The sequence below is a fragment of the Streptomyces yangpuensis genome (assembly GCF_024666385.1).
GTDB classification, from domain to species: domain Bacteria; phylum Actinomycetota; class Actinomycetes; order Streptomycetales; family Streptomycetaceae; genus Streptomyces; species Streptomyces yangpuensis.
In genome coordinates this window covers 2,376,838-2,398,127 of the sequence record NZ_CP102514.1, presented here as the reverse complement: position 1 = coordinate 2,398,127, position 21,290 = coordinate 2,376,838, and the positions used below count along the sequence as shown (strand labels likewise).

22 protein-coding genes are annotated in these 21,290 nt (G+C 72.3%); 10 read left to right on the top strand and 12 right to left on the bottom strand.

Features of this window, described 5'->3' with window-relative positions; all coding sequences use genetic code 11:
• Nucleotides 1-26: 26 nt before the first annotated feature.
• A complete protein-coding gene (locus NRK68_RS11040) occupies nucleotides 27-611 on the bottom strand; it encodes a hypothetical protein (protein WP_257855694.1) in 585 nt (194 codons plus the stop codon).
• Nucleotides 612-689: 78 nt separating this feature from the next.
• On the opposite strand from NRK68_RS11040, the gene NRK68_RS11035 reads away from it, so the two are divergent.
• Complete coding sequence (locus tag NRK68_RS11035; RefSeq protein WP_257855693.1) at nucleotides 690-1,400, top strand: SCO2400 family protein; 711 nt, start codon at nucleotides 690-692, stop codon at nucleotides 1,398-1,400.
• 84 nt (nucleotides 1,401-1,484) lie between these two features.
• Here NRK68_RS11035 and NRK68_RS11030 read toward each other — a convergent pair whose 3' ends face one another.
• The gene (locus tag NRK68_RS11030; RefSeq protein WP_183065238.1) at nucleotides 1,485-1,907 is read right to left on the bottom strand and encodes a MarR family winged helix-turn-helix transcriptional regulator; all 423 of its coding nucleotides are present in this window, start codon (nucleotides 1,905-1,907) and stop codon (nucleotides 1,485-1,487) included.
• A gap of 96 nt (nucleotides 1,908-2,003) precedes the next feature.
• On the opposite strand from NRK68_RS11030, the gene NRK68_RS11025 reads away from it, so the two are divergent.
• The 3 genes from NRK68_RS11025 to NRK68_RS11015 all read left to right on the top strand — a co-directional run bounded on the left by NRK68_RS11025 (nucleotide 2,004) and on the right by NRK68_RS11015 (nucleotide 4,381).
• A complete protein-coding gene (locus tag NRK68_RS11025; RefSeq protein WP_257855692.1) occupies nucleotides 2,004-3,026 on the top strand; it encodes an NADP-dependent oxidoreductase in 1,023 nt (340 codons plus the stop codon).
• Nucleotides 3,027-3,092: 66 nt separating this feature from the next.
• Nucleotides 3,093-3,515: an organic hydroperoxide resistance protein gene (locus NRK68_RS11020; protein WP_030841164.1), complete on the top strand. Its 423-nt coding sequence runs from the start codon at nucleotides 3,093-3,095 to the stop codon at nucleotides 3,513-3,515.
• A 65-nt stretch (nucleotides 3,516-3,580) separates the two neighbouring features.
• A complete protein-coding gene (locus NRK68_RS11015; protein WP_183065236.1) occupies nucleotides 3,581-4,381 on the top strand; it encodes an EI24 domain-containing protein in 801 nt (266 codons plus the stop codon).
• A 41-nt stretch (nucleotides 4,382-4,422) separates the two neighbouring features.
• Here the strand turns inward: NRK68_RS11015 and NRK68_RS11010 are convergent, their stop codons facing one another.
• Nucleotides 4,423-5,316, bottom strand: a complete 894-nt coding sequence (locus tag NRK68_RS11010) for an imine reductase family protein (RefSeq protein ID WP_183065235.1) — start codon at nucleotides 5,314-5,316, stop codon at nucleotides 4,423-4,425.
• A gap of 96 nt (nucleotides 5,317-5,412) precedes the next feature.
• Between NRK68_RS11010 and NRK68_RS11005 the strand changes: the two genes are divergently transcribed.
• From NRK68_RS11005 to NRK68_RS10995, 3 genes are all read left to right on the top strand, one after another.
• A complete protein-coding gene (locus tag NRK68_RS11005; protein ID WP_046775005.1) occupies nucleotides 5,413-5,748 on the top strand; it encodes a winged helix-turn-helix transcriptional regulator in 336 nt (111 codons plus the stop codon).
• Nucleotides 5,749-5,961: 213 nt separating this feature from the next.
• Nucleotides 5,962-7,644 (top strand): hypothetical protein, encoded by a 1,683-nt coding sequence (locus NRK68_RS11000; RefSeq protein WP_257855691.1) that lies wholly within the window; start codon nucleotides 5,962-5,964, stop codon nucleotides 7,642-7,644.
• Between the two features lie 13 nt (nucleotides 7,645-7,657).
• On the top strand, nucleotides 7,658-9,244 hold the full coding sequence (locus NRK68_RS10995) for a DUF2142 domain-containing protein (protein ID WP_257855690.1): 1,587 nt from the start codon (nucleotides 7,658-7,660) through the stop codon (nucleotides 9,242-9,244).
• 34 nt (nucleotides 9,245-9,278) lie between these two features.
• On the opposite strand, the gene NRK68_RS10990 is transcribed toward NRK68_RS10995, so the two are convergent.
• Nucleotides 9,279-9,995 carry a carbon-nitrogen hydrolase family protein gene (locus tag NRK68_RS10990; RefSeq protein ID WP_183065232.1) on the bottom strand — a complete coding sequence of 239 codons (717 nt, stop codon included), beginning with the start codon at nucleotides 9,993-9,995 and terminating at the stop codon, nucleotides 9,279-9,281.
• Between the two features lie 4 nt (nucleotides 9,996-9,999).
• Nucleotides 10,000-10,908 carry a LysR family transcriptional regulator gene (locus tag NRK68_RS10985; RefSeq protein ID WP_373023508.1) on the bottom strand — a complete coding sequence of 303 codons (909 nt, stop codon included), beginning with the start codon at nucleotides 10,906-10,908 and terminating at the stop codon, nucleotides 10,000-10,002.
• A gap of 92 nt (nucleotides 10,909-11,000) precedes the next feature.
• Here NRK68_RS10985 and NRK68_RS10980 point away from each other — a divergent pair, with 92 nt between their 5' ends.
• The gene (locus NRK68_RS10980; protein ID WP_183065230.1) at nucleotides 11,001-11,324 is read left to right on the top strand and encodes a putative quinol monooxygenase; all 324 of its coding nucleotides are present in this window, start codon (nucleotides 11,001-11,003) and stop codon (nucleotides 11,322-11,324) included.
• Between the two features lie 16 nt (nucleotides 11,325-11,340).
• Here the strand turns inward: NRK68_RS10980 and NRK68_RS10975 are convergent, their stop codons facing one another.
• On the bottom strand, nucleotides 11,341-11,916 hold the full coding sequence (locus NRK68_RS10975; RefSeq protein ID WP_183065607.1) for a TetR/AcrR family transcriptional regulator: 576 nt from the start codon (nucleotides 11,914-11,916) through the stop codon (nucleotides 11,341-11,343).
• 178 nt (nucleotides 11,917-12,094) lie between these two features.
• On the opposite strand from NRK68_RS10975, the gene NRK68_RS10970 reads away from it, so the two are divergent.
• Nucleotides 12,095-14,548, top strand: a complete 2,454-nt coding sequence (locus NRK68_RS10970; RefSeq protein ID WP_257855689.1) for a beta-glucosidase family protein — start codon at nucleotides 12,095-12,097, stop codon at nucleotides 14,546-14,548.
• 87 nt (nucleotides 14,549-14,635) lie between these two features.
• On the opposite strand, the gene NRK68_RS10965 is transcribed toward NRK68_RS10970, so the two are convergent.
• Nucleotides 14,636-15,532: an SGNH/GDSL hydrolase family protein gene (locus tag NRK68_RS10965; protein ID WP_183065228.1), complete on the bottom strand. Its 897-nt coding sequence runs from the start codon at nucleotides 15,530-15,532 to the stop codon at nucleotides 14,636-14,638.
• A gap of 249 nt (nucleotides 15,533-15,781) precedes the next feature.
• Between NRK68_RS10965 and NRK68_RS10960 the strand changes: the two genes are divergently transcribed.
• Nucleotides 15,782-16,276: a DUF3145 domain-containing protein gene (locus NRK68_RS10960; protein WP_046775012.1), complete on the top strand. Its 495-nt coding sequence runs from the start codon at nucleotides 15,782-15,784 to the stop codon at nucleotides 16,274-16,276.
• Between the two features lie 76 nt (nucleotides 16,277-16,352).
• Here the strand turns inward: NRK68_RS10960 and fabF are convergent, their stop codons facing one another.
• The 5 genes from fabF to NRK68_RS10935 all read right to left on the bottom strand — a co-directional run bounded on the left by fabF (nucleotide 16,353) and on the right by NRK68_RS10935 (nucleotide 21,251).
• Nucleotides 16,353-17,618 carry a beta-ketoacyl-ACP synthase II gene (gene fabF / locus NRK68_RS10955; protein WP_183065227.1) on the bottom strand — a complete coding sequence of 422 codons (1,266 nt, stop codon included), beginning with the start codon at nucleotides 17,616-17,618 and terminating at the stop codon, nucleotides 16,353-16,355.
• 79 nt (nucleotides 17,619-17,697) lie between these two features.
• The gene (locus tag NRK68_RS10950) at nucleotides 17,698-17,946 is read right to left on the bottom strand and encodes an acyl carrier protein (protein ID WP_030657054.1); all 249 of its coding nucleotides are present in this window, start codon (nucleotides 17,944-17,946) and stop codon (nucleotides 17,698-17,700) included.
• Between the two features lie 56 nt (nucleotides 17,947-18,002).
• Nucleotides 18,003-19,007: a ketoacyl-ACP synthase III gene (locus tag NRK68_RS10945; protein ID WP_183065226.1), complete on the bottom strand. Its 1,005-nt coding sequence runs from the start codon at nucleotides 19,005-19,007 to the stop codon at nucleotides 18,003-18,005.
• Nucleotides 19,008-19,026: 19 nt separating this feature from the next.
• Complete coding sequence (locus NRK68_RS10940) at nucleotides 19,027-19,944, bottom strand: ACP S-malonyltransferase (protein WP_183065225.1); 918 nt, start codon at nucleotides 19,942-19,944, stop codon at nucleotides 19,027-19,029.
• An 89-nt stretch (nucleotides 19,945-20,033) separates the two neighbouring features.
• On the bottom strand, nucleotides 20,034-21,251 hold the full coding sequence (locus tag NRK68_RS10935) for a PucR family transcriptional regulator (protein ID WP_183065224.1): 1,218 nt from the start codon (nucleotides 21,249-21,251) through the stop codon (nucleotides 20,034-20,036).
• Nucleotides 21,252-21,290 lie beyond the last annotated feature (39 nt).

Here is a 21,290-nt window from a genome sequence, read left to right as displayed (position 1 = left end):
GGGTGTCCGCCACGGGCGTCTCGCCGTCATGCCGGACTCGCGGGCCGGGCCGACACGTCCTGGGTCGTGGTCACGCGCTGGAGCAGGCCGTAGGTGAACTCCGCCACGCAGGGCCGCCCCCGCGCGGTGAAGGCGAGGCGCCAGCGGGTCGGCGCGGTGCCCTCCATCGGCCGGACCGGCGCGAAGGCCCGCGCCACCTCGTCCACCGTCGCAGACCAGGGCAGCAGGTCGTCCGGCGAGTCCAGTACGGGCCCCCGCGCGCCCGGGGCCCGCACGAGCCACTCGTTCCACACCGCTCCGTCCGGCGCGGCCAGCACCTCGAAGCGCAGGTCCGGCCAGAGCGGCAGCGGCCACTGCAGGGCCTCGCACTCCAGGTCGCCGATCGCGCGGTGCCCGGTGGACTCCGGGGGTCCGAGCACCGAGCGGTACCGGGTCAGCGCCCCGCGCGACCGCGGTGAGCGGACCATCGCCTGCCAGCGCTTGTTCGCCTCCCGCTGGTCCGCGAGCGAGGCGCCCAGCCGCCGGCGGGCCTCGTCGGCGAGGTCCGGCTGGAAGTCCGCCATCCGCCGCAGCAGCACCAACTGGAACGCGGCCGGCCCGAAAGAAGTCATGGAGGGAACGATTCCACACAGGATCCTTACGTTCTCGGGATCCGGATGTTGTCTCCCAGCGCGTAGCCTGCGGGCGCCATGAACTATTGCCACGCCTGCCGGAGGCACCTCAACGGCGCATTGGCGTGCGCCGGATGCGGAACGCCCGCCGAGTACCTGATACCCGCCGCCCCCACCGCCGGGCCGCCGCAGCAGCCCGCGGTCGAGGGGCCCGCCGCCGAACCGCCGGCCGCCCTGGCGGACGTGTTCGCCGACTCCCTCGTGGTGCTGTCCGCCCCGGACGGGCGCAGGTCCGGCGCCCGCCGCCGGGCCGCGAACCGGCGCCGCCGCCGCACCGTGGTGTCACTCTCGCTCGGGGTGCTGCTCGCCGCCGCGGCCTCCCTGACCGTGGCGGGCATGGCCGCCGACGGGGAGCGCACCGACCGGGCCTCCGACGTCGTCCTGACGGACGACGCACCCCGGGAGCCCGCTCCGCTGCCGGACGCCCCGACGGCCGGCGCGCCCACAGGCCCGGGGAAGGCCACCGTGAAGGCCCCGGTCGCGGCCACGAAGAAGGCCGGCTCCCCGGCGCCCTCCGAGAGCGTCGCACAGCCCGGTCCGACCGGCGCCGCGTCCTCCCCCGCCCCCACCTCGTCGGTGCGGGCGTCCCGCACTCCCGGTCCGGGGACGTCCGTACAGGGCAGTGGCTCCGGTTCGCCGTCACCCGGCGGCAGCCCCACCCCGACCTCGACCGGCACGCCGGCGCCCGAGCCGACCAAGGACTGCTGGATCTTCTGCGGCTGGTTCTGAGCGGCCGCGGGGGCAGCGGGGGCCGCCGGGGCCGTCATGCAGACGTCCGCGGATCGGGGTCGGGCACCTCCCCCCGGGCCCGGATCAGCCCAGCATCCGTTTGAGCAGGTCCCGCAGTACGGCCCGCTCCGCGGGGGACAGCCCGGCCAGCGGCTCGCGCGCGAAGTCCAGCGACTCGCGCAGCCGCTCCGCCGTCCGCAGCCCCTCCTCGGTGGGGGCGGCCAGCTTGACCCGCCGGTCGGCGGGATCCGGACGGCGTTCCACCAGACCGCGGCTCTCCAGCCGGTCGATGATGCCCGTCACGTTCGAGGGCTCGCACCGGAGCTTCTGCGCGATGCGGCGCATGGGTGTCGGCTCCAGGGCGAGCAGGTTCAGCACCTTGGCCTGGGCGCCGGTCAGCTGATGGCTGGCTGCGGCGTGCTCGTACTCCATGTGGTACCGGCTCACGACGTCACCGATGAGTTCGACGACCTCGACGGTCACTGGGTCTGCGCGATGACTGGGCATGGATCCAGCGTACCCATTTACTTGACAACATGAAATATCCAGGCGCATGGTTGTTTCACCCAGTGAAGCAATTTCGTTCTGACCAGGAGCGCCGCAATGTCTGAGATCCCCGCCGTGAGCCGCGAGTGGCACATCGTCCGTCGCCCGCAGGGCTGGCCCGTCGCCGAGGACTTCGCCCTGCGCGAGGTGCCCGTGAACGCCGAGCCCGCCGCCGGCCGGATCCTCGTGCGCAACCTGCACATGTCCGTGGACCCGTACATGCGCGGCCGGATGAACGATGTGAAGTCCTACATCCCGCCCTTCCAGCTCGACCGGCCGATGGAGGGCGGCGCGGTCGGCGAGGTCGTCGCCTCCAGCGCCGAGGGCTTCGCCGTCGGCGACCATGTCCTGCACGGCCTGGGCTGGCGCGAGTACGCGGAGCTCGACGCGAAGCACGCCACCAAGGTCGATGCCTCGCTCGCCCCGCTCTCCACCTACCTGGGTGTCCTCGGTATGCCGGGCCTGACCGCCTACGCCGGCCTCTTCGAGGTCGCCTCCTTCAAGGAGGGCGACTCCGTCTTCGTCTCCGGCGCCGCGGGCGCGGTCGGCGGTCTCGTCGGCCAGTTCGCGAAGATCAAGGGCGCGTCCCGGGTCGTCGGCTCCGCAGGCTCGGACGAGAAGGTGACGCTCCTCACGCAGAAGTACGGCTTCGACGCCGCCTTCAACTACAAGAACGGCCCCGTCGCCGAGCAGCTGCCCGCCGCCGCCCCCGAGGGCATCGACGTCTACTTCGACAACGTCGGCGGCGACCACCTGGAGGCCGCCATCTCCTCCATGAACGTGAACGGCCGCGCCACCCTCTGCGGAGCGATCGCCCACTACAACGACACCGAGGCCGCCCCCGGCCCGCGCAACCTGATGCAGGTCATCGGCAAGCGGCTGCGCCTGCAGGGCATCCTCGTCAACGACCACGCCGGACTCCAGCAGCAGTTCGTCCAGGACGTCGCCGGATGGCTGCGCTCCGGTGAGCTGCGCTACGACGAGACGGTTGTCGAGGGCGTGGAGAACGCCACCTCCGCCTTCCTCGGCATGCTCCGCGGGGAGAACACCGGAAAGATGATCGTTTCCTTCACCGGTTAGGCTCACCCCACAACCGTCGTGGCCCGTGGGCGCGAGTCGCGGCGATCACCAGGAGGAACATTCTTCATGTCCATCCAGCAGTCCGACGTCGCGTACACCGCCGTGGCCACCGCCGAGAACGGCCGTGACGGCCGCGTCGCCACCAACGACGGCCGGCTCGACGTCGTCGTGAACCCGCCCAAGGAGCTCGGTGGCAGCGGCGCCGGCACCAACCCGGAGCAGCTCTTCGCCGCCGGCTACAGCGCCTGCTTCCAGGGCGCCCTGGGCGTTGTCGCCAAGAACGTGAACGCCGACATCTCCGGCTCCACGGTCACCGCCGAGGTCGGCATCGGCAAGAACGACGACGGCTTCGGCCTGATCGTCAAGATCTCCGCCGTGATCCCGAACGTGGACGCCGCCACCGCCAAGGAGCTCATCGAGAAGGCCCACGAGGTCTGCCCGTACTCCAAGGCCACCCGCGGCAACATCACCGTCGAGCTCGCCGTCTGATCCGGCAGCCGCACAGCGAGGGCCGCACCCCGATCGGGGTGCGGCCCTCGCCGTAGACTGGCGCCATGCACGATCTTGCGGGGGGTTTCCGGTACCTGCTGGCCGGACAGCGATGGGTGTTGCGACACGGCCGGTGGCTGGGCTTCGGGCTGCTGCCCGGGCTCGTCTCGCTCGCCCTCTACGCCGGCGCCCTCATCGGGCTCGGCTACGGCGCCGACGACCTGACCGCCTGGGCGACCCCGTTCGCCGACGACTGGTCCGCCTTCTGGCTCGGCCTCTTCCGCGGCTTCCTCACCGCCCTGTTCTTCGGCCTCGGGCTCTTCCTCGCGGTGATCACCTTCACCGCCGTGACCCTGCTGATCGGCCAGCCCTTCTACGAGTCCCTCTCGGAGCAGGTCGACCGCAGCGAGGGCGGCGAGGTCCCGCAGTCCGGCCTCCCGCTCTGGCGGGAGCTGTGGATCTCCGCCCGCGACAGCGTCAAGGTGCTCGGCCGGGTGGTGCTGTACGGCATCGGACTCTTCGTGCTCGGCTTCGTCCCGGTGATCGGCCAGACGGTCGTCCCGGTCCTCGGTTTCTGCGTCTCCGGCTACTTCCTGACCCAGGAGCTCACCTCCGTGGCGCTCCAGCGCCGCAAGATGGAACTGCCCGAGCGGCTGGTGCTGCTCCGGTCGCGGCGGCTGCTGGTGCTGGGCTTCGGCGTGCCGCTGGTGCTGGCGTTCCTGGTGCCGCTCGTCGCGGTGTTCCTGATGCCGGGCGCGGTGGCGGGAGCCACGCTCATGGCGCGCGACCTGATGCGCACCGACGACACCCCGGCCGCCGAGGCCGCCCCCGCCGGCTTCGGACCGCCGCCGCCCGCGTTCTCGTAGGCCGTCCGCCGCGGAGCCCTACGACACCACCTGACAAAGCCCTACGGGCGCTTCTTCAGCAGCAGGATGGCCCCCGCCGTGTCCTCCCCGCCGTGGGCCGCCGGGTCCGCGGCCAGCCGGCGGTGCATCAGATCCAGGTACGGGGAGATCAGCTCGGCGCTGACCCGCTGCTCCTCGGCGGTGCGCAGCAGGGTGCCGGTCGCCGCGACCTGCATGGCGAGGTTCGACACCACCCCGGAGGTGAAGTCCCGCGAGGTGAGCCGCTCGGCGGCGTTGCCGATGAAGAAGCCCATCGCGCCCAGCCACTCGGACAGCAGCGGAGACAGGTCCTTCGGGGCGATGTCCTCGCCCTCGGTCAGCGCGAAGGCGTGCGAGATACCGGCGAACATCCCGTACATCGCGCTGAGCAGCGCCACGTCGTGCAGGGCGGCGTGCCCGGGGTCCTCCCCGACGAAGCGGGCGCCGGCCGGGACCTCCAGCGTCGCGCGGTGGGCGTCGAAGAGGGCTTGCGAGCCGCTGTAGAAGACGTATCCGCCGGCCTCCGGGACGCCGATCATGTCGGGTGTGGCCATGATCCCGCCGTCCGTGTACCGGGCGCCGCGGGCCTCGGCCCAGGCGGCCCGGGCCCGGGCGTCGGCCGGGGTGCCGGTGGTGAGGTCGACGAGGTCCTTGCCGGTCAGGTCGATGCCGTCCAGGGTGGAACGCACGCTGGCGTCGTCCAGCAGACAGGTCACGACCAGCTCGTTCGCCGCGACGGCCGCCGCGGCGCTCGGGGCGACGACGGCGCCCTCGGCGGCGAGCGGTGCGGCCTTGGCGGCGGTGCGGTTCCAGACGGTGAGGGAGTGCCCGGCGGCGAGCCAGGTGCGGGCGAGGGCGGTGCCCATGTCGCCGAGTCCGAGCAGGGTGAGCGATTTCCGCGATGTGGTGTCGGTCATGGCGTTTAGCCTGGTTGCAGGCAGTGCGGTGCTCAAGTACGCACTTCGGAGTGGGTGGTTACCCCGAAGTGAGCGAGCAGGTGGGGAGGATGCGCGATGGCGTTGACACGAAGGCCCGGTGCGGACGAGTGCGGGATCGCCGCGGCGATGTCCGTGATCGACGGCAAATGGAAGGTGTCGCTCCTGTGGACGCTGGAGCAGCGCCCGCGCCGTTTCGGCGAGCTGCGCCGGCTCGTCCCCGGCGTCTCCGAGAAAGTCCTCGCCGCCCAGCTGCGCGAGCTGGAGACCGACGGCATCGTCCACCGCGAGGTGTACGACGAGGTCCCGCCGCGCGTCGAGTACTCCCTGACCCCGCTGGGACGGGACCTGAACGCGGCCCTGGAGCCGTTGGGGGAGTGGGGCACGAAGCACCTCCTCCCGGATTCGGCCTGAGTGCGTTGCCGGCCCGGCCGGAGATCGGTTGCCGGCCGCCGCCCGCCCCCGGCGGGCCCGTAGTATGCATGGCAGCAAATGCCAAGGCTGTCTCCCACTGCCCTTGAGTCCGCCCTGGCCCGGAGCTTCGGCGGGGGGCCGGAGTCGCGCAGCGGCTTGCCGAGCCACGACCGGCCACCGGGCCGAGGACCGACCAGCAGTAGGGACACAGCAGTGACAGTCAGTACCGAGGGCACGGCGACCGTGCTGCCCCCGGGCGGACCGGCCGCGCCCGCCCGTCCGATACCGGCGACCCGGCGGGGGATCGGCTCACGCGGCACGCTCCTGCTCCTCGAAGCCGCCGTCGCCTTCGCCGCGGCGCTCGTGCTGCCGCTGCTGGCCCGCGGCTTCAAGCTGAACCCCCTGGACCGGATCGCGCAGGTCAGCGGCCTCGCCGCGATCCAGCTGCGGTTCGCGCTCATAGGCCTGGTGTTCATCGGCGCGGTGGCGCTGGCCGTACGACTGCGCGGGGGCCGGCACTTCGACCTCGCCACCCGGTTCGCCTCCGCCGCCCTCGCCGGCCTGGCCAGCGGTTTCGTCGCCGCCGGAGCGGTCGTCGCGCTCCACGGGACGCCCTGGCCGATGTTCGGCCTCAACGGCGACAGCGGCCGTATCGTCGAATGGGCCCAGGCGGTGGCCAACGGCCGTCCCTCGGGCTCGCCGGTCTACCCCCCGGCCCCCCTCCACACCCTCGGCCACTACGCCGAATGGTTCCGCGGCGGCAACACCGCCTACGCCTTCAAGGACCTCCAGATCCTCGGCGCCGCGGCGTTCGGACCGCTGGTCTACCTGTGCTGGCGCATGCTCCTCGGCCCGGTCCGGGCCCTCGCCTTCGGCGTCGCCCCGGCCTTCGCGCTGATCGACGCGTACAAGCCGTACAGCCAGACCGTCCTCGTCGTGCTGGTCCCCGTCCTGGTGGCGATGGTGGTGTCGCTGAGCCGCAGCGGCACGTGGAACTGGCGGCCGCTGCTGCTCAAGGGCGCGGGATTCGGCGCGCTGCTCGGCCTGATGTTCCTCACCTACTCGGGCTGGTTCCTGTGGAGCGCGGGGGGTGTGCTGTTCGCCGCGCTGCTGTACTTCCCGTGGCGGGACGGCCGGCTCGGCCGTCTCAAGGGCGCGGCCTTCCTCGGCGCCTCCCTGGCGGCGTTCCTCGTGGTCGCCGGGCGCTACCTCATGGTCATGCTGACCGAGGGACAGACCACCAAGGACTACAACTTCCGGTTCGACAACTTCACCGACCCGGCGTACTACCTCATGTGGCGCACGGACATGCCCGGCAAGGTCGGCGAGTGGCCGCTGCCCGGCGAGTACGGCGGGGTCGGGCTGTTCGCCCTGGTCACCTTCGCCGGCCTCGGCGCCGCGATCTGGCTGGGCCTGCGCAAGCCGATGGTGGTCACCATCGCCGCCATGTTCATCAGCGCGTGGGTGATGCGCATGTACATCGCCTCGCACATGTACGAGACGCAGACCGTCCAGCTCTACACCCGCACCAACAACCAGCTGCTCTACTGCGGGCTGCTGCTGTGCGCGCTGGTCGTCCACCTGGTCTCGCTGCGGATGGCCGAGCGCCGGACGCAGCCCGCGGCGGACACCGTCCCGGCGCGGACCACGCCGGGCACCGGCTTCCCCGGCCGTGAGGGCGCGGTGATCGGAGCCCTGTGCGCCCTGCTGCTCCTCCTCGGCACGGTCTCCTCCTCGATGGCCGACCGCTACATGCCGGCCAAGGAGAACACGTACCGGATCCTGCCCTGGGTGTCGCACACCATCACGGAGCGGGACGGGAGCTGCCCGAAGTACGCGCCCGGCGGCACGTGCTCCAAGGACGGCGACCAGAGCTGGCTCGGCTTCATCCGATGACCCCGGGGGACCGATGACTTCCGCACTGACACGACTCGCCGACTGGTCGGCCGGAACCCCCCGACGGCTCTGGCTGATCTCGTTCGCGCTGTTCTTCACGCTCACGGGCTCGTGGGCGGCCGCCAGCCCCATCGGAAGCTCCCCGGACGAGCACGCGCACTTCATCCGTGCCGCCGCCGTCGCCCGGGGCCAGATCGGCGGCACCGAGGTGATGGTCCCGCACACGGTCGCGGGCATCGAGGGGCACTTCGCCGAGACCGGCGTGCAGCTCCCCGAGTGGTACCGGAACCTGCCCACGGTCCACGAGTGCTACTCGTGGAAGCAGCGGCAGCCCGCCTCCTGCGCGCCCTCGCCCGGCAATTCCGGGAAGATCGCGCAGGCCACCACGGCGGCCGGCCGCTACCACCCCGGCTACTACCTGGTGACCGGCTGGCCGAGCCTGCTGGCCGACGGCCCCAAGGGGCTGTACCTCATGCGCTTCATGTCGGCGCTGCTCTGCTCGGCCCTGCTGGCGAGCGCGGTGGTCACGGCCGCCGAATGGCGGCGGCGCTCGCTCGCGATGCTCGGCGTGTTCGCCGCGGCCACGCCGATGACGCTCTACATGTCCGGCATGGTCAACCCCAGCGGCGGCGAGATCGCCGCCGGGATCCTGGTGTGGACGGCCCTGCTGTCGATCGTCCTGTCGCCCGACCCCGTGCTGCTCAACCGCCGACTGGCCCGGCTCGGCATCGGCGGCCTGGTGCTGATCAACATCCGGCCGCTCGGGCTGATCTGGTTCGGCGGGGCGGTCGTCTTCTGCCTGCTGCTGACACAGCGGCGCGGGCTGCTGGGACAGGTGCTGCGCCGCAAGGCCCTGTGGCTGTGGACGGCTCTGCTGGGGCTGGCGACGGCCGGTGCGCTGCTCTGGGCGGCGAAGCATCCCGACAACTCGAAGATCGACATCCCCGACTCGCTGACCACCGGCGTGGCCGCGAAGCGGACCCTCGGCAACACCGAGGTCTACATCAAGCAGATGCTGGGCTTCTTCGGGTGGCTCGACACCCCCGCCCCGGCCTTCATGTACCTGGTGTGGATGGCCGTGCTCACCACCGTCGTGGTGCTGGCGCTCGTCCACGGCCGGGCCCGCGAAGTCGTTGCCCTGCTGGGCATGCTGATGGCCGTCGTGATGGTGCCCGTGGTCGCGCAGGCCTCGCAGGCGGAGCGCATCGGCATGGTGTGGCAGGGCCGCTACCTGCTGCCCTTCGCCGTCGGCCTGCCGCTGATGGCTGTACTGATCTGCGCCACGCGGGCCCCCGAGCGCGGCCTGCCCTGGCGGCGACTGGTCGGCCTGTCCGTCGTCGCCCTCACCCTGGCCGACGTGGCGGCCTTCTACTGGACGCTGCGCCGGTTCGCCGTCGGCACCGCGGGGTCGTGGGTGGCGACCTCGGCGCACTGGGCGCCGCCCGGCGGGTGGGTGTTCTGGACCTGCCTGTACGCGGCGGCCGCCGGCGCCGTCGTACTGCCCGCCCTGCTCCCGGACCGCAGGGACGAGGCCGTACGGTTCCCGAACCTGGGCAGTCCGCGTACGGGCGGCCGCTCGCGGGTGCCCGAGCCCGCCTGACGCACCCCGCGCGACGCCGTCCCGCCCTGGCCCGTCAGACGGCGGGGCCGATCGCGGCGGTCACCACCGACGGGGTGCGGTCGTCGGCCTCGGCGAGCAGCGCGCCGCCCGGGGCCCACACGGCCGAGCGGCCGCAGCCGGTCCACGGGCCCGCCGGGCCGACGTGGTTGGCGAGGACGACGTACAGGCCGTACCGTTCGGCGATGCCCGGGTGCACGGTGGCCCGCTCGCGGATCCCGTCGCCGGTCCCGTACAGGGAGCTGGCCAGGTGGACCCGGCAGCCGGCGGCCGCGCCCCGGCCGGGCAGTTCGGGGAAGTGGTTGTCGTAACAGACGCCCAGCGAGAAGCGGACCCCGAGGAGCTCGAAGCACCCGTCGCCCGTGCCGGGCTCGAAGAGGTCCTGCTCGTGCCGGAACAGGTGCTGTTTGCGGTACGTCGTCACGTGCGCGCCGTCCGCGTCGTGGACCAGCGTCGCGATGACGGGCCGCGGGCCGTCGCCGGGCAGGGCCACGTTGACCGCGGTGGCGATCCCGGCGGCGCGCAGCGGGTCCAGCCGGGGGTCGTCCGCGCCGGTCCACAGACCGGGGTCGGCGGCGAGCGCGTCGAGTTCGTAGCCGGTGAGCGTGAACTCGGGGAACACCACCAGTGCGGCACCCTGCTCACGGGCCGTCACGGCGAGGGCGGCGGCCCGGGCGGCGTTGGTGCGGACATCGGCGGGGGCGCACGTCATCTGTGCGGCGGCGATCTTCACCGGTTCAGGATGCCAAGCCGTCCGCGGCCTCCTTCAGCAGGGCCAGCAGGGCCGAGGCGGCGGGGGAGGGGGAGATCCCGCGCGGGGTGGCCGCGTAGACCCCGCGGCGCGGGGCGTCGTCCGGGTGCAGGGGGACGAGTACGAGGTCGGGACGGACCGAGGAGGCGGCGAGCTCCGGGACCAGCGTGACGCCGAGCCCGGCCGCGACGAAGCCCTGCTTGGCGATCCAGTCGGCGGCGACGAAGCCCGTACGGGGGCGGAAGCCGCTCGCCAGCGCGGAGTGCATGAGGGTCTCCTCGGGGCGGGTGCCGGCGGCGATCCAGTCCTCGTCGGCCAGTTCGGCCAGCCGCAGCCCGGCGCTCCCGGCGAGCCGGTGGCCGCCCGGCAGGGCCACGTACATCCGCTCGTCGAGCAGGTGGTGCGGGGTGCAGTCCCGGGGCGGCCGCCCGGAGGTGTCGGCGACGACGGCGAGGTCCAGTTCACCGGCCGCGAGGAGGGCGAGGTGCCTGGCGGACGGACCCTCGGTACGGGTGACCGTGACGGCGGGGTGCCGGGCCCGGAAGGCGGCCAGCGCGCGCGGCAGCAGCGCGGCGTCCGCGGTGGAGAAGGAGCCGATCCGCAGCCGCCCGGCGCCCAGGGTGCGCAGCGCGTCGAGCTCGGCGCGGGCGGTGCGCAGACGTTCGCCGACGGCCTCGGCGTGCGGGAGCAGGAGCCGGCCGGCCTCGGTGAGGCGGACGCCGCGCGGGAGGCGGTCGAAGAGCGGGGTGCCCCACTCGTCCTCCAGGGTCTGGATCTGCCGGGAGACGGCGGACTGGGTGTACCCGAGGGAGCGGGCGGCGGCCGTGAAGGACGCCAGCCGGGCGACGTGCAGGAAGACCTCGTACAAGCTGTGCGGAGTCGGCATGACGGCCATGCTAGGGATGTGCCGTCCTCATGGACGGTCCGTCACCCGCCGTGCGGTGACCACGGGCTGACGGTGCGGATCAATCTGCATAAAATGCCGGTGTGATCTTCATTGTGGTAAAATTCCCCGTCAAGCCCGAATACGTCGACGCGTGGCCCGACAAGGTCGCGCCGTTCACCCGCGCCACCCGTGCCGAACCGGGCAACCTCTGGTTCGAGTGGTCGCGGAGTCTGGAGGAGCCGGACACCTACGTGCTGGTCGAGGCCTTCCAGGACGACGCCGCCGAAGCGCACGTCACCTCCGAGCACTTCCGTGCCGCGCTGGAGACCATGCGGCCGATGGTGACCCGTACGCCCGAGATCGTCAGCACCACCATCGAGGGCGCGACCGGCTGGAGCCGGATGGGCGAGCTCCAGGTCGACTAGTCGACGCCTGCGACACCTACGCCTCCGGGCCCCGCAGCAGGGTCAGGAAGGCGCGGAAGGCGGCGGGCATGTCCACGGACTCCGGGTCCAGCAGCCACTGGTACTGGAGGCCGTCCATGACCGCCGTCAGCAGCGGCGCCGCCTCCTGCGGGGTGAGACCCGAGGGGAGGCGGTCGCCGAACTCCGCACGCAGCACCGCCGCCATCTCCGCGCGGACCTGGGCGTAGCGCTCGGTGAAGAACTCCCGGGCCGGGTGTCCGTCCGTGACGCTCTCGCCCAGCAGCGCCGAGAAGGTCTGCACGATGCCCGGGCGCATCGCGTTGTAGTCCACCAGTGAGGCCAGCAGGTCCAGCCGCCAGGTGTCCGCCGCCGCGCGCGAGCCGCCGCCGGTGTCCCACCGGTCGCGCTCCTCCAGCACCGCGACGAGCAGCGCCTCCTTGGTCGGGAAGTAGTGCAGCAGCCCCTGCTGGGTCAGGCCCACGCGCTCCGCGACCGTGCCCAGGGACGCCCCCCGGTAGCCGCGCTCCGCGATCACCTCGACGGCCGCGCGGACGATCTCCCCGCGCCGCTCCTCGCTCCTCGCCCTGGCCATCGCCATGGCACCCCTTCCGTCCACTCCCGTCGGCAGGACCGTAGGAGGACCGTACGACATTCGAAATATCACGAAGAGATCACAAAGCCTACCGTGCAACAGGCCGCAGGTTCACGATGGGGGCACCCGCACCGCGCCGCACCGCGCAACCGCACGCACTCGACGAGGAGGCTCGGCCGTGACCGACGCCGATCAGGTCCGCGATCAGATCCGGGAAGACGCCGTGGAGGCGGCGCTCGACAAGCTCGACCTCGACACCAAGACCCTGCTCCTGGCGGGCCAGGACATGTGGTCCCTGCCGGCGGTCCCCGCCATCGGGCTGCGCTCCCTGGTCATGTCCGACGGCCCCGTCGGGGTGCGCGGCGTGCGCTGGACCGCCGACGACCCGTCCGTCGCCCTGCCCTCCCCGACGTCGCTGGCCGCCGCCTGGGACCCCGGGCTCGCCCGCCGCGCCGGCCGGCTCCTCGCCCAGGAGGCCCGCCGCAAGGGCGTCCACGTCCTGCTCGCGCCGACCGTCAACCTGCACCGCTCGCCGCTCGGCGGCCGGCACTTCGAGTGCTACTCCGAGGACCCGTACCTCACCGGAGCCATCGGCGGCGGCTACGTGAGCGGCGTCCAGGACGGCGGCGTCGGGACCACGGTCAAGCACTTCGTCGGCAACGACGCCGAGACCGACCGGTTCACCGTCGACAGCGTCATCGCCCCGCGCCCGCTGCGCGAGCTGTACCTGGCCCCCTTCGAGGCCATCGTCGAGAACGCCCGTCCGTGGGGCGTCATGACCGCCTACAACCAGGTCAACGGCACGACGATGACCGAGCACCACCACCTGGTGAACGAGGTCCTGCGCGGCGAGTGGGGCTTCGACGGCTGCAACGTCTCCGACTGGACGGCCGCCCGCTCCACCGCCGGCGGCATCCTGGGCGGCCTGGACGTGGCCATGCCCGGCCCCACCACCGTCTACGGACCCGCCCTCGCCGAGGCCGTCCGCGCCGGGGAGGTCCCCGAGTCCGCCGTCGACGACGCCGTGCGCAACGTCCTGCGCCTCGCCGCCCGCGTCGGGGCCCTGGAGGGCGCCCCCGCGGTCGTCGAGACCCCGCCGGCCCCGGTCGACGGCCGGGCGCTGGCCCGTGAGCTCGCCGCCCGCGGCTTCGTCCTCGTGCGCAACGAGGACGGCGCCCTGCCGCTGGACGCCTCCGCCGGCCGCACCGTCGCCCTCCTCGGGGCCGCCGCGCGCGACGCCCGGGTGCTCGGCGGCGGCAGCGCCACCGTCTTCCCCGAACGGATCGTCTCCCCGCTCGACGGACTGGCCGCGGCCCTCCCGGACGGGGCCCTCACCTACGCCGTCGGCGCCGACCCCTGCGAGGAGCCCGCCCCCGCAGGCAAGGGCTTCGAGCTCGTCGCCGTGTGCCGCGACGCCTCCGGCGCGGTCCTCGGCGAGGGCGCCCTGCCCACCGGACAGGTCCAGTGGATCGGCGACGACCTGCCCGCGGGCGCCACCTACGAGACCATGGCGAGCATCGAGGTCCGCGGTACGTTCGTACCGCGCGAGAGCGGCGAGCACGCCTTCGGCACCCGCGGACTCGGCGCCTTCTCCCTCGCCGTCGGCGGACGGCCGCTGTGGAGCGGCGTCCAGGAGATGGGCGACGAGGCCGACCCCTTCGAGGCCTTCTTCGGGGCGCCCAGCGTGCGGGGCCGTGTCACCCTCACCGAGGGCGAGCCCGTCGAGGTGTCGCTGACCTGCCAGGTCCCGGACACGCGCGGGCTCCCGATGCGGGCCGTCATGTTCTCGCTGCTCCATCTCGGCCCGCGGCGCGACCCCGACGAGCTGATCGCCGAGGCGGTCGCGGCCGCCCGCGCCGCCGACACCGCCGTCGTGGTCGTCGCCACCACCGAGCGCGTCGAGTCCGAGGGCTTCGACCGGAGCGACCTCGCCCTCCCGGGCCGCCAGGACGACCTGGTGCGTGCCGTGGCCGCCGCCAACCCGAACACCGTGGTCGTCGTCAACGCGGGCTCCCCGGTGGAGCTCCCGTGGCGCGAGGACGTCGCCACCGTCCTGCTGACCTGGTTCCCCGGGCAGGAGGGCGGGGCCGCGCTGGCCGACGTACTCCTCGGCGAGGCGGAGCCGGGCGGGCGGCTGCCCACCACCTGGCCCGCGCGGTTCGCGGACGCGCCCGTCACCGAGGTCGTGCCCGCCGACGGGCGCCTGGAGTACGGCGAGGGCCTCTTCATCGGCTACCGGGCCTACGAGAAGCACGGCGTCGCCCCCGCCTACCCGTTCGGGCACGGCCTCGGCTACACCGACTGGGCGTACGAGTCCCTGGAGGCCACGGCCGACGCCGTACGGGTCCGCCTCACCAACACCGGCACCCGCCCCGGCCGTGAGGTCGTCCAGGTCTACCTGGCGCCCCTGCGGGACACCGTGGAGCGGCCGGCGAGCTGGCTGGCGGCCTTCGCCGGCGTCACCGCGGGGCCCGGCGAGAGCGTCGAGACCGAGATCCCGCTGCCCGCCCGGGCCTTCGAGATCTGGGACGAGGAGGCCCGCGCCCGGCGGCGGATCCCCGGCGCCTACGAGGTCCGCGCGAGCCACGCGCACGGCGACACCCGGCTGACCGCCACGCTCGACATCGCGTGACACACCGTATGGCCGGAAATCACCGCTGAAAGCCGGTCCGGGGGCGGGTCCTGACACCCGCCCCCGGACCCTGCGCGCACGGCGGCGTCAACGCGGCGGTTCGGCGGCCGTCACCTGGCGGTGCGCCAGTTCCGCCAGCCGCGCCTGTCCGTCCTTGCCCGGGTGGAACCAGTCCCAGCGGCTCAACTGATCCGCCGCGAAGGGGTACTGGAAGACCGCGCCGCCGTCGTAGCGGCACAGCGCGTCCTTCCCGCAGACCTCGCGCAGCACCTCGTTGTACTCCACCACCCGCGCCCGCACCTGCTCGCGCCGGGCCGTGGCCCCCGTGGCCAGCGACAGCGGATCGGCGAGCATCGACTGGCAGATGCCCAGCTTCCAGACCTGGCGCACCATCGGCAGGTCCTTGCCCTGCTCCCACAGCCGCTGCAGGTCGGGCACGCTGGAGACGTACACCTGGGAGGCCGGGGACGCGGCCCGCAGCTGTGCCAGGGCCTGCTCGAAACCGGACCGGAACTCCGCCACCGGGGTCATCGACGAAGCGGTGGGCCGGCAGGCGTCGTTCGAGCCCACCATCACCGTGACCAGGTCGGGCTTGTGCGCGGCGGCCGCCGTCAGCTGGCCCGGCAGGTCCGCCATCCGCGAGCCCGTCACCGCGTAGTTCCAGCTGCGCTCGGGCACCGCAGCGTCCCCGAGCAGCCGGGCGGCGAGGGAGCGGACGGCGGGGTCGTTGCCCGTGGCCCAGGAGACCTCGGGGCAGTCGGCAAGGACCGAGCAGGCGTCGAAACCACGGGTGATGGAATCACCGGCGGCCGCGATCGAGGTGGGCGCCGTGTTCCAGCGCGGTGCCGACTGCGACCCCCGCTCGCCCGGATCGGCCGGTCCGCCCGACTGACACCCGGTCAGGGTCCCGGCCAGCAGCGCGACCACCGCGCCCGCGCCCGCGAGAGCACGGCGCGTGCGGCGGCGGGCGGGGGTGGTGCGCATGGGAAGGACCCCTCCTTGTCGACCCCGCGTCGTCCGGGGGGTCCTGCTGAGTGAAAGCTCCGTGTTTACCGGCCTTGGAGCGACCGTACGTCACACCAGGACCCCTGGCGCACGGTAGCTTTTTCCCGTGGCGTTTCAGCCGCAGGTCCCGTAGCGCAATGTCAAATAATTTCCGTTACATTACATCACGTCACAAACTGTCCCTTTTCTGGAGTTTATTCCCGACCTCGTCCACCACTGGAGGTCCCGGTGACGACACGTGGAGTTCTGTACGTGCATTCCGCACCGCGCGCGCTCTGCCCGCACGTGGAATGGGCCGTAGCGGGCGTGCTCGGGGTGCGGGTGAACCTCGACTGGATCAGGCAGCCCGCCTCCCCGGGCACCTGGAGAGCCGAGTTCTCCTGGCAGGCCGAGGCGGGCACCGCCTCGAAGCTCGCCTCCGCCCTGCGCGGCTGGCACCTGCTGCGCTTCGAGGTGACCGCGGAGCCCTGCCCGACCGCCGAGGGTGAGCGCTACAGCTCCACACCGGAGCTGGGCATCTTCCACGCCGTCACCGGTCTGCACGGCGACATCCTGATCCCGGAGGACCGGCTGCGCGCCGCGCTGGCCCGCTCCGTGCGCGGCGAGACCGACCTGGAGGCGGAGATCTCCAAACTGCTCGGCAAGCCCTGGGACGACGAACTGGAGCCCTTCCGCTACGCGGGCGAGGGCGCGCCCGTCCGCTGGCTCCACCAGGTCGTCTGAGCCGGGACGCATCCCGTGCACCTGAAAGGGCCCCGCACGGCGACTGCCGTGCGGGGCCCTTTCACAGGGAACCGGTTCAGACGCTGCGGAACGCCAGGGTGACGTTGTGGCCGCCGAAGCCGAAGGAGTTGTTGATCGCGGAGATCGGGCCGTCGGCCGGCAGCTTGCGCGGCTCGTTCACGACGATGTCCGCGTCGATGTCGTCGTCGAGCGCGTCGACGTTGATCGTCGGCGGGGCCACGCGGTGGTACAGCGCCAGCACGGTCGCGACGGTCTCGATGCCGCCCGCGCCACCGAGGAGGTGACCGGTCATCGACTTGGTCGCGGAGATCGCGATGTGGTCGAGGTCGTCGCCCAGGACCTTGCGCAGGGCCTTGATCTCGGCCGTGTCACCCTGCGGGGTGGACGTGGCGTGCGCGTTGACGTGGACCAGCTCGGCCGGGTCGAGACCCGTGTTGTCGAGCAGGTTCTGCACCGCGGCAGCGACACCGCGGCCGGTCGGCTCCGGCTGCGCGATGTGGTGGCTGTCCGCGGACAGGCCCTGGCCCAGCACCTCGCAGTAGACCCGGGCGCCGCGCCTCGCGGCGTGCTCGGCGGACTCCAGGACGACGACGCCCGCGCCCTCGCCCAGGACGAAGCCGTCACGGGCCTTGTCGTACGGACGGGAGGCCGTCTGCGGGCTCTCGTTGTTCTTCGACATCGCCATCATGTTGGCGAAGGCGGCGATCGGCAGCGGGTGGATCGCGGCCTCGGTGCCGCCCGCGACGACCACGTCGGCGCGGCCGGTACGGATCATCTCGACGGCGTAGCCGATGGCCTCGGCGCCGGACGCGCAGGCGCTGACCGGGGTGTGCACGCCCGCCTGGGCGTTGACCTCGAGGCCGACGTTGGCCGACGGGCCGTTCGGCATGAGCATGGGGACGGTGTGCGGGGAGACCCGGCGCACACCCTTTTCCTTCAGTACGTCGTACTGGTCGAGCAGAGTGGTGACACCGCCGATACCGGAGGCGATCACGGTGCCCAGGCGGTCGGGCGCGACGGACTCGTCCTCGCCCGCCGGGGCGGTGTAGCCGGCGTCGGCCCACGCCTCGCGGGCCGCGATGACGGCGAACTGCGCCGAGCGGTCCAGCTTGCGGGCCAGCGGCCGGGGCAGGACCTCACTCGGGTCCACGGCGACCGGGGCGGCGATCCGTACCGGGAGTTCGGCGAAGCGCTCGCCCTCCAGGGGCTTGACGCCGGAACGGCCGGCGAGCAGACCTTCCCAGGTCGAAGCGCTGTCGCCACCCAGCGGAGTGGTTGCGCCGATACCGGTGACGACCACGGTGCGATTGGTCGGGCTCACAGGAATTCTTTCTCCACGTCTCAGAGGGTGCTGAATTGTCACGGCGCCACCGCCGGGTGGCGACAAACGCTCGTCAGGCTCAGGCCTGGTGCTTCAGGATGTAGTCCGCGGCGTCGCCGACCGTCTTGAGGTTCTTGACGTCCTCGTCCGGGATCTTGACGTCGAAGCGCTCTTCGGCGGCGACGACGACCTCGACCATGGACAGGGAGTCGACGTCCAGGTCGTCGGTGAAGGACTTGTCGATCTCGACGTCCTCGACCGGGATGCCCGCGATCTCGTTGACGATCTCGGCGAGGCCCTCGACGATCTCCTGCTGCGTGGCGGCCATGTGGCGCTCCTTCTCTGGGTAACTGGGTAAGACAGACCGGGATGCGGATCCCGGCCCTAGGGGAGGGTAACGACCGTCGCGGCGTAGACGAGCCCCGCCCCGAAGCCGATGACGAGCGCGGTGTCGCCGCTCTTCGCCGCTCCGGTCGCCAGGAGCCGCTCCATGGCGAGCGGGATCGAGGCGGCCGAGGTGTTGCCGGTGGTCTCCACGTCACGGGCGACCGTGACGTGCTCCGGCAGCTTCAGAGTCTTCACCATCGAATCGATGATCCGCATGTTCGCCTGGTGCGGGATGAAGACGTCCAGGTCGTCCGCGGTGATCCCGGCGGCGTCGAGCGCCTGCTGGGCCACCTTGGCCATCTCGAAGACGGCCCAGCGGAAGACCGCCTGACCCTCCTGCGTGATGGCCGGGAACTTCTCTCCGGCGTCCTTGCCGAGGTACTCGTCCCACGGCACGGTCTGCTTGATCGTGTCGGACTTGTCGCCCTCCGAACCCCACACCGTGGGGCCGATGGCCGGCTCGTCCGAGGGACCGACGACGACGGCGCCGGCGCCGTCACCGAACAGGAAGGCCGTCGCGCGGTCCTCCAGGTCCGTGAGGTCCGAGAGCCGCTCCACGCCGATGACGAGGACGTACTCCGCGGAACCCTCCACGACCATGCCCTTGGCGAGCGTCAGGCCGTAGCCGAAACCGGCACAGCCCGCGGAGATGTCGAAGGCGGCGGGCTTGACCGCGCCGATCCGGTGCGCGATCTCGGTCGCGACGGCCGGGGTCTGCTTGAAGTGCGAGACCGTGGAGACGATCACCGCACCGATCCGCTCGGGGGCCACACCGGCGTCGGCCAGCGCCTTGCCCGAGGCCTCCACCGACATCGCGGCGACGGTCTCCTGGGGCGAGGCCCAGTGCCGGGTCGCGATACCGGAGCGGGAACGGATCCACTCGTCGGACGAGTCGATGGTCTCGAGGATGACCTCGTTGGGCACCACACGGGTCGGGCGGTAGCCGCCGACACCGAGGATGCGGGCGTAGGGGGAGCCCTTGGCCGGCTTGATCTTGGACATGCTGTGTGGGCTCCTTCTCTCAGACCGTCAGTTCGGCGACCAGCGCCGCGGCCTTCTCGAGATCGTCCGGGGTCTTCAGCGCCACGCTCGGTACGCCCTTCAGCGCGCGCTTGGCCAGACCCGTCAGGGTGCCGCCGGGGGACAGCTCGATGATCCCCGTGACGCCCAGTTCGGCGAACGTCTCCATGCACAGGTCCCAGCGGACCGGGTTCGCGACCTGGCCGACCAGGCGGGCGACGACGTCGGCACCCGTGGCGACGACGAGGCCGTCCTTGTTCGAGACGTACTTCAGGGCCGGGTCGGCCGGGGACAGGGCCTCGGCGGCCTTCTCCAGCTCGGCGACCGCGGGGGCCATGTGGTGCGTGTGGAAGGCGCCCGCGACCTTGAGGGGAACGACCTTCATGGAACCCTCGGGCTTGTCGGCCTGCAGGGCTTCGATCTGCTCCATCGTGCCGGCGGCCACGATCTGGCCCGCGCCGTTGATGTTGGCCGGGGTCAGGCCGAGCTTCTCGAGGTGTGCGACGACTACGGCGGGTTCCCCGCCGAGCACCGCGGCCATGCCCGTCTCGGTGACGGCGGCGGCCTCCGCCATGCCCAGCCCGCGGGTCCGGACGAACGACAGCGCGTCCTTCTCGGGCAGTACGCCGGCGATGGCCGCGGCGGTGATCTCACCGACGCTGTGGCCGGCGACGGCCCCGAAGGACGAGGTGGAACCCAGCGCGGAGGCGGACAGCAGACCGGCGGCCACCAGCAGGGGCTGGGCCACCGCGGTGTCGCGGATCTCCTCGGCGTCGGCCGTCGTGCCGTAGCGGGCGAGGTCCAGCTTGAGGGCGTCCGACCACTCGGCGACGCGGTCAGCGGCACCGGGGAGGTCGAGCCAGGGAGTCAAGAAGCCGGGCGTCTGAGCGCCTTGGCCGGGAGCGACGAGTACGAGCACCCTCACACTCTCTCTTGTGGATGGTCCCTGCCGCCCGTGGGGACAGGGACCAAGAACCGTCGGGGTAATTGTTGATGTCCAACAAAATGCTAGGACTGCGTGTCGCCGTCGGCCAGACGCCCCAGAATCAGGGCGATCCGCAGGGTGAACGCCGATCGGACATCGGACGGCGACCATCCGGTGACGTCGGTCACACGTCGCAGCCGGTAGCGCACCGTATTGGGGTGCACGAACAGCATCCGGGCAGCCCCTTCGAGGCTGCTCGCCTGCTCCAGGTAGACGCTCAACGTCTCCAGCAGTGCTGACCCCGCCTCCTCAAGCGGTCTGTAGATCTCCTCCACCAGTTGTTCCCTGGCTGCCGGATCGGAGGCGATCGCGCGTTCCGGCAGGAGATCATCCGCCAGGACCGGCCGCGGCGCGTCCTGCCACGCCGTACAGGCCTTCAGCCCGGCCGCGGCGGCCTGCGCCGACTTCGTCGCGTTCAGCAGGTCGGCCACCACCGGGCCGGCCACCACCGGACCCGCGGCGAACGGCCCGATCAGGGACTTCGCCACCTGCATCGGGTTGTCGCTGCCACCCGCGATCACGACCAGACGGTCCCCGAGCACCCCCGTCAGGACCTGCAGCTTGTGGTGGCGGGCCGCGCGCCGGATCGCCTCGACCGTCAGCTCGCTGTCGCCCTCGGGCGCGGTGCCCAGCACCACGCACACGTGCTCCGGGGAGTTCCAGCCCAGCGCCGCCGCCCGAGACAGCGCGCCCTCGTCGGCCTCGCCCGACAGCACCGCGTTGACCACCAGGGACTCCAGCCGGGCGTCCCACGCCCCGCGCGCCTCGGCGGCCTGCGCGTACACCTGGGCGGTCGCGAAGGCGATCTCCCGCGCGTACACCAGCAGCGCCTCACGCAGGATCGACTCGTCACCGGGGGCCGCGACCTCCTCGATCGCGGTCTCCATGACCTCGATCGTGGTGCGCACCATCTCGACGGTCTGGCGCAGGGTGATCGCCCGGGTCAGCTCGCGCGGAGCCGTACCGAAGACATCGGTGGAGATCGCCTGCGGGGTCTCCGGATGCCGGAACCACTCGGTGAACGCGGCGATACCGGCCTGCGCGACGAGGCCGATCCACGAGCGGTTCTCGGGTGGCATCGCCCGGTACCACGGCAGGGTCTCGTCCATGCGCGCGATCGCGTTGGCGGCGAGCCGGCCGGAGGACTTCTCCAGACGGCGCAGCGTCGCGGCGTGCGGATGCGCGGGAACGGGATGCGCGGAGTGTGTGGCGGGGGAATGCTCACGTTCGGGTTGAGGCACGGGACAAGACTGCCTTATCGGGAGGGCTGCGCCGAGTCC

Coding starts and splice junctions, on each gene's coding strand:
- NRK68_RS11020 (WP_030841164.1), top strand. CDS start 3,093: ATGTCCATCCAGCAGTCCGACGTCGCGTACACCGCCGTGGCCACCGCC.
- NRK68_RS11005 (WP_046775005.1), top strand. CDS start 5,413: ATGGCGTTGACACGAAGGCCCGGTGCGGACGAGTGCGGGATCGCCGCG.
- NRK68_RS10985 (WP_373023508.1), bottom strand. CDS start 10,908: ATGGCCGTCATGCCGACTCCGCACAGCTTGTACGAGGTCTTCCTGCAC.
- NRK68_RS10965 (WP_183065228.1), bottom strand. CDS start 15,532: ATGCGCACCACCCCCGCCCGCCGCCGCACGCGCCGTGCTCTCGCGGGC.
- NRK68_RS10950 (WP_030657054.1), bottom strand. CDS start 17,946: ATGGCCGCCACGCAGCAGGAGATCGTCGAGGGCCTCGCCGAGATCGTC.
- NRK68_RS10945 (WP_183065226.1), bottom strand. CDS start 19,007: ATGTCCAAGATCAAGCCGGCCAAGGGCTCCCCCTACGCCCGCATCCTC.
- NRK68_RS11040 (WP_257855694.1), bottom strand. CDS start 611: ATGACTTCTTTCGGGCCGGCCGCGTTCCAGTTGGTGCTGCTGCGGCGG.
- NRK68_RS11035 (WP_257855693.1), top strand. CDS start 690: ATGAACTATTGCCACGCCTGCCGGAGGCACCTCAACGGCGCATTGGCG.
- NRK68_RS11015 (WP_183065236.1), top strand. CDS start 3,581: ATGCACGATCTTGCGGGGGGTTTCCGGTACCTGCTGGCCGGACAGCGA.
- NRK68_RS10975 (WP_183065607.1), bottom strand. CDS start 11,916: ATGGCCAGGGCGAGGAGCGAGGAGCGGCGCGGGGAGATCGTCCGCGCG.
- NRK68_RS10995 (WP_257855690.1), top strand. CDS start 7,658: ATGACTTCCGCACTGACACGACTCGCCGACTGGTCGGCCGGAACCCCC.
- NRK68_RS11030 (WP_183065238.1), bottom strand. CDS start 1,907: ATGCCCAGTCATCGCGCAGACCCAGTGACCGTCGAGGTCGTCGAACTC.
- NRK68_RS11010 (WP_183065235.1), bottom strand. CDS start 5,316: ATGACCGACACCACATCGCGGAAATCGCTCACCCTGCTCGGACTCGGC.
- NRK68_RS11025 (WP_257855692.1), top strand. CDS start 2,004: ATGTCTGAGATCCCCGCCGTGAGCCGCGAGTGGCACATCGTCCGTCGC.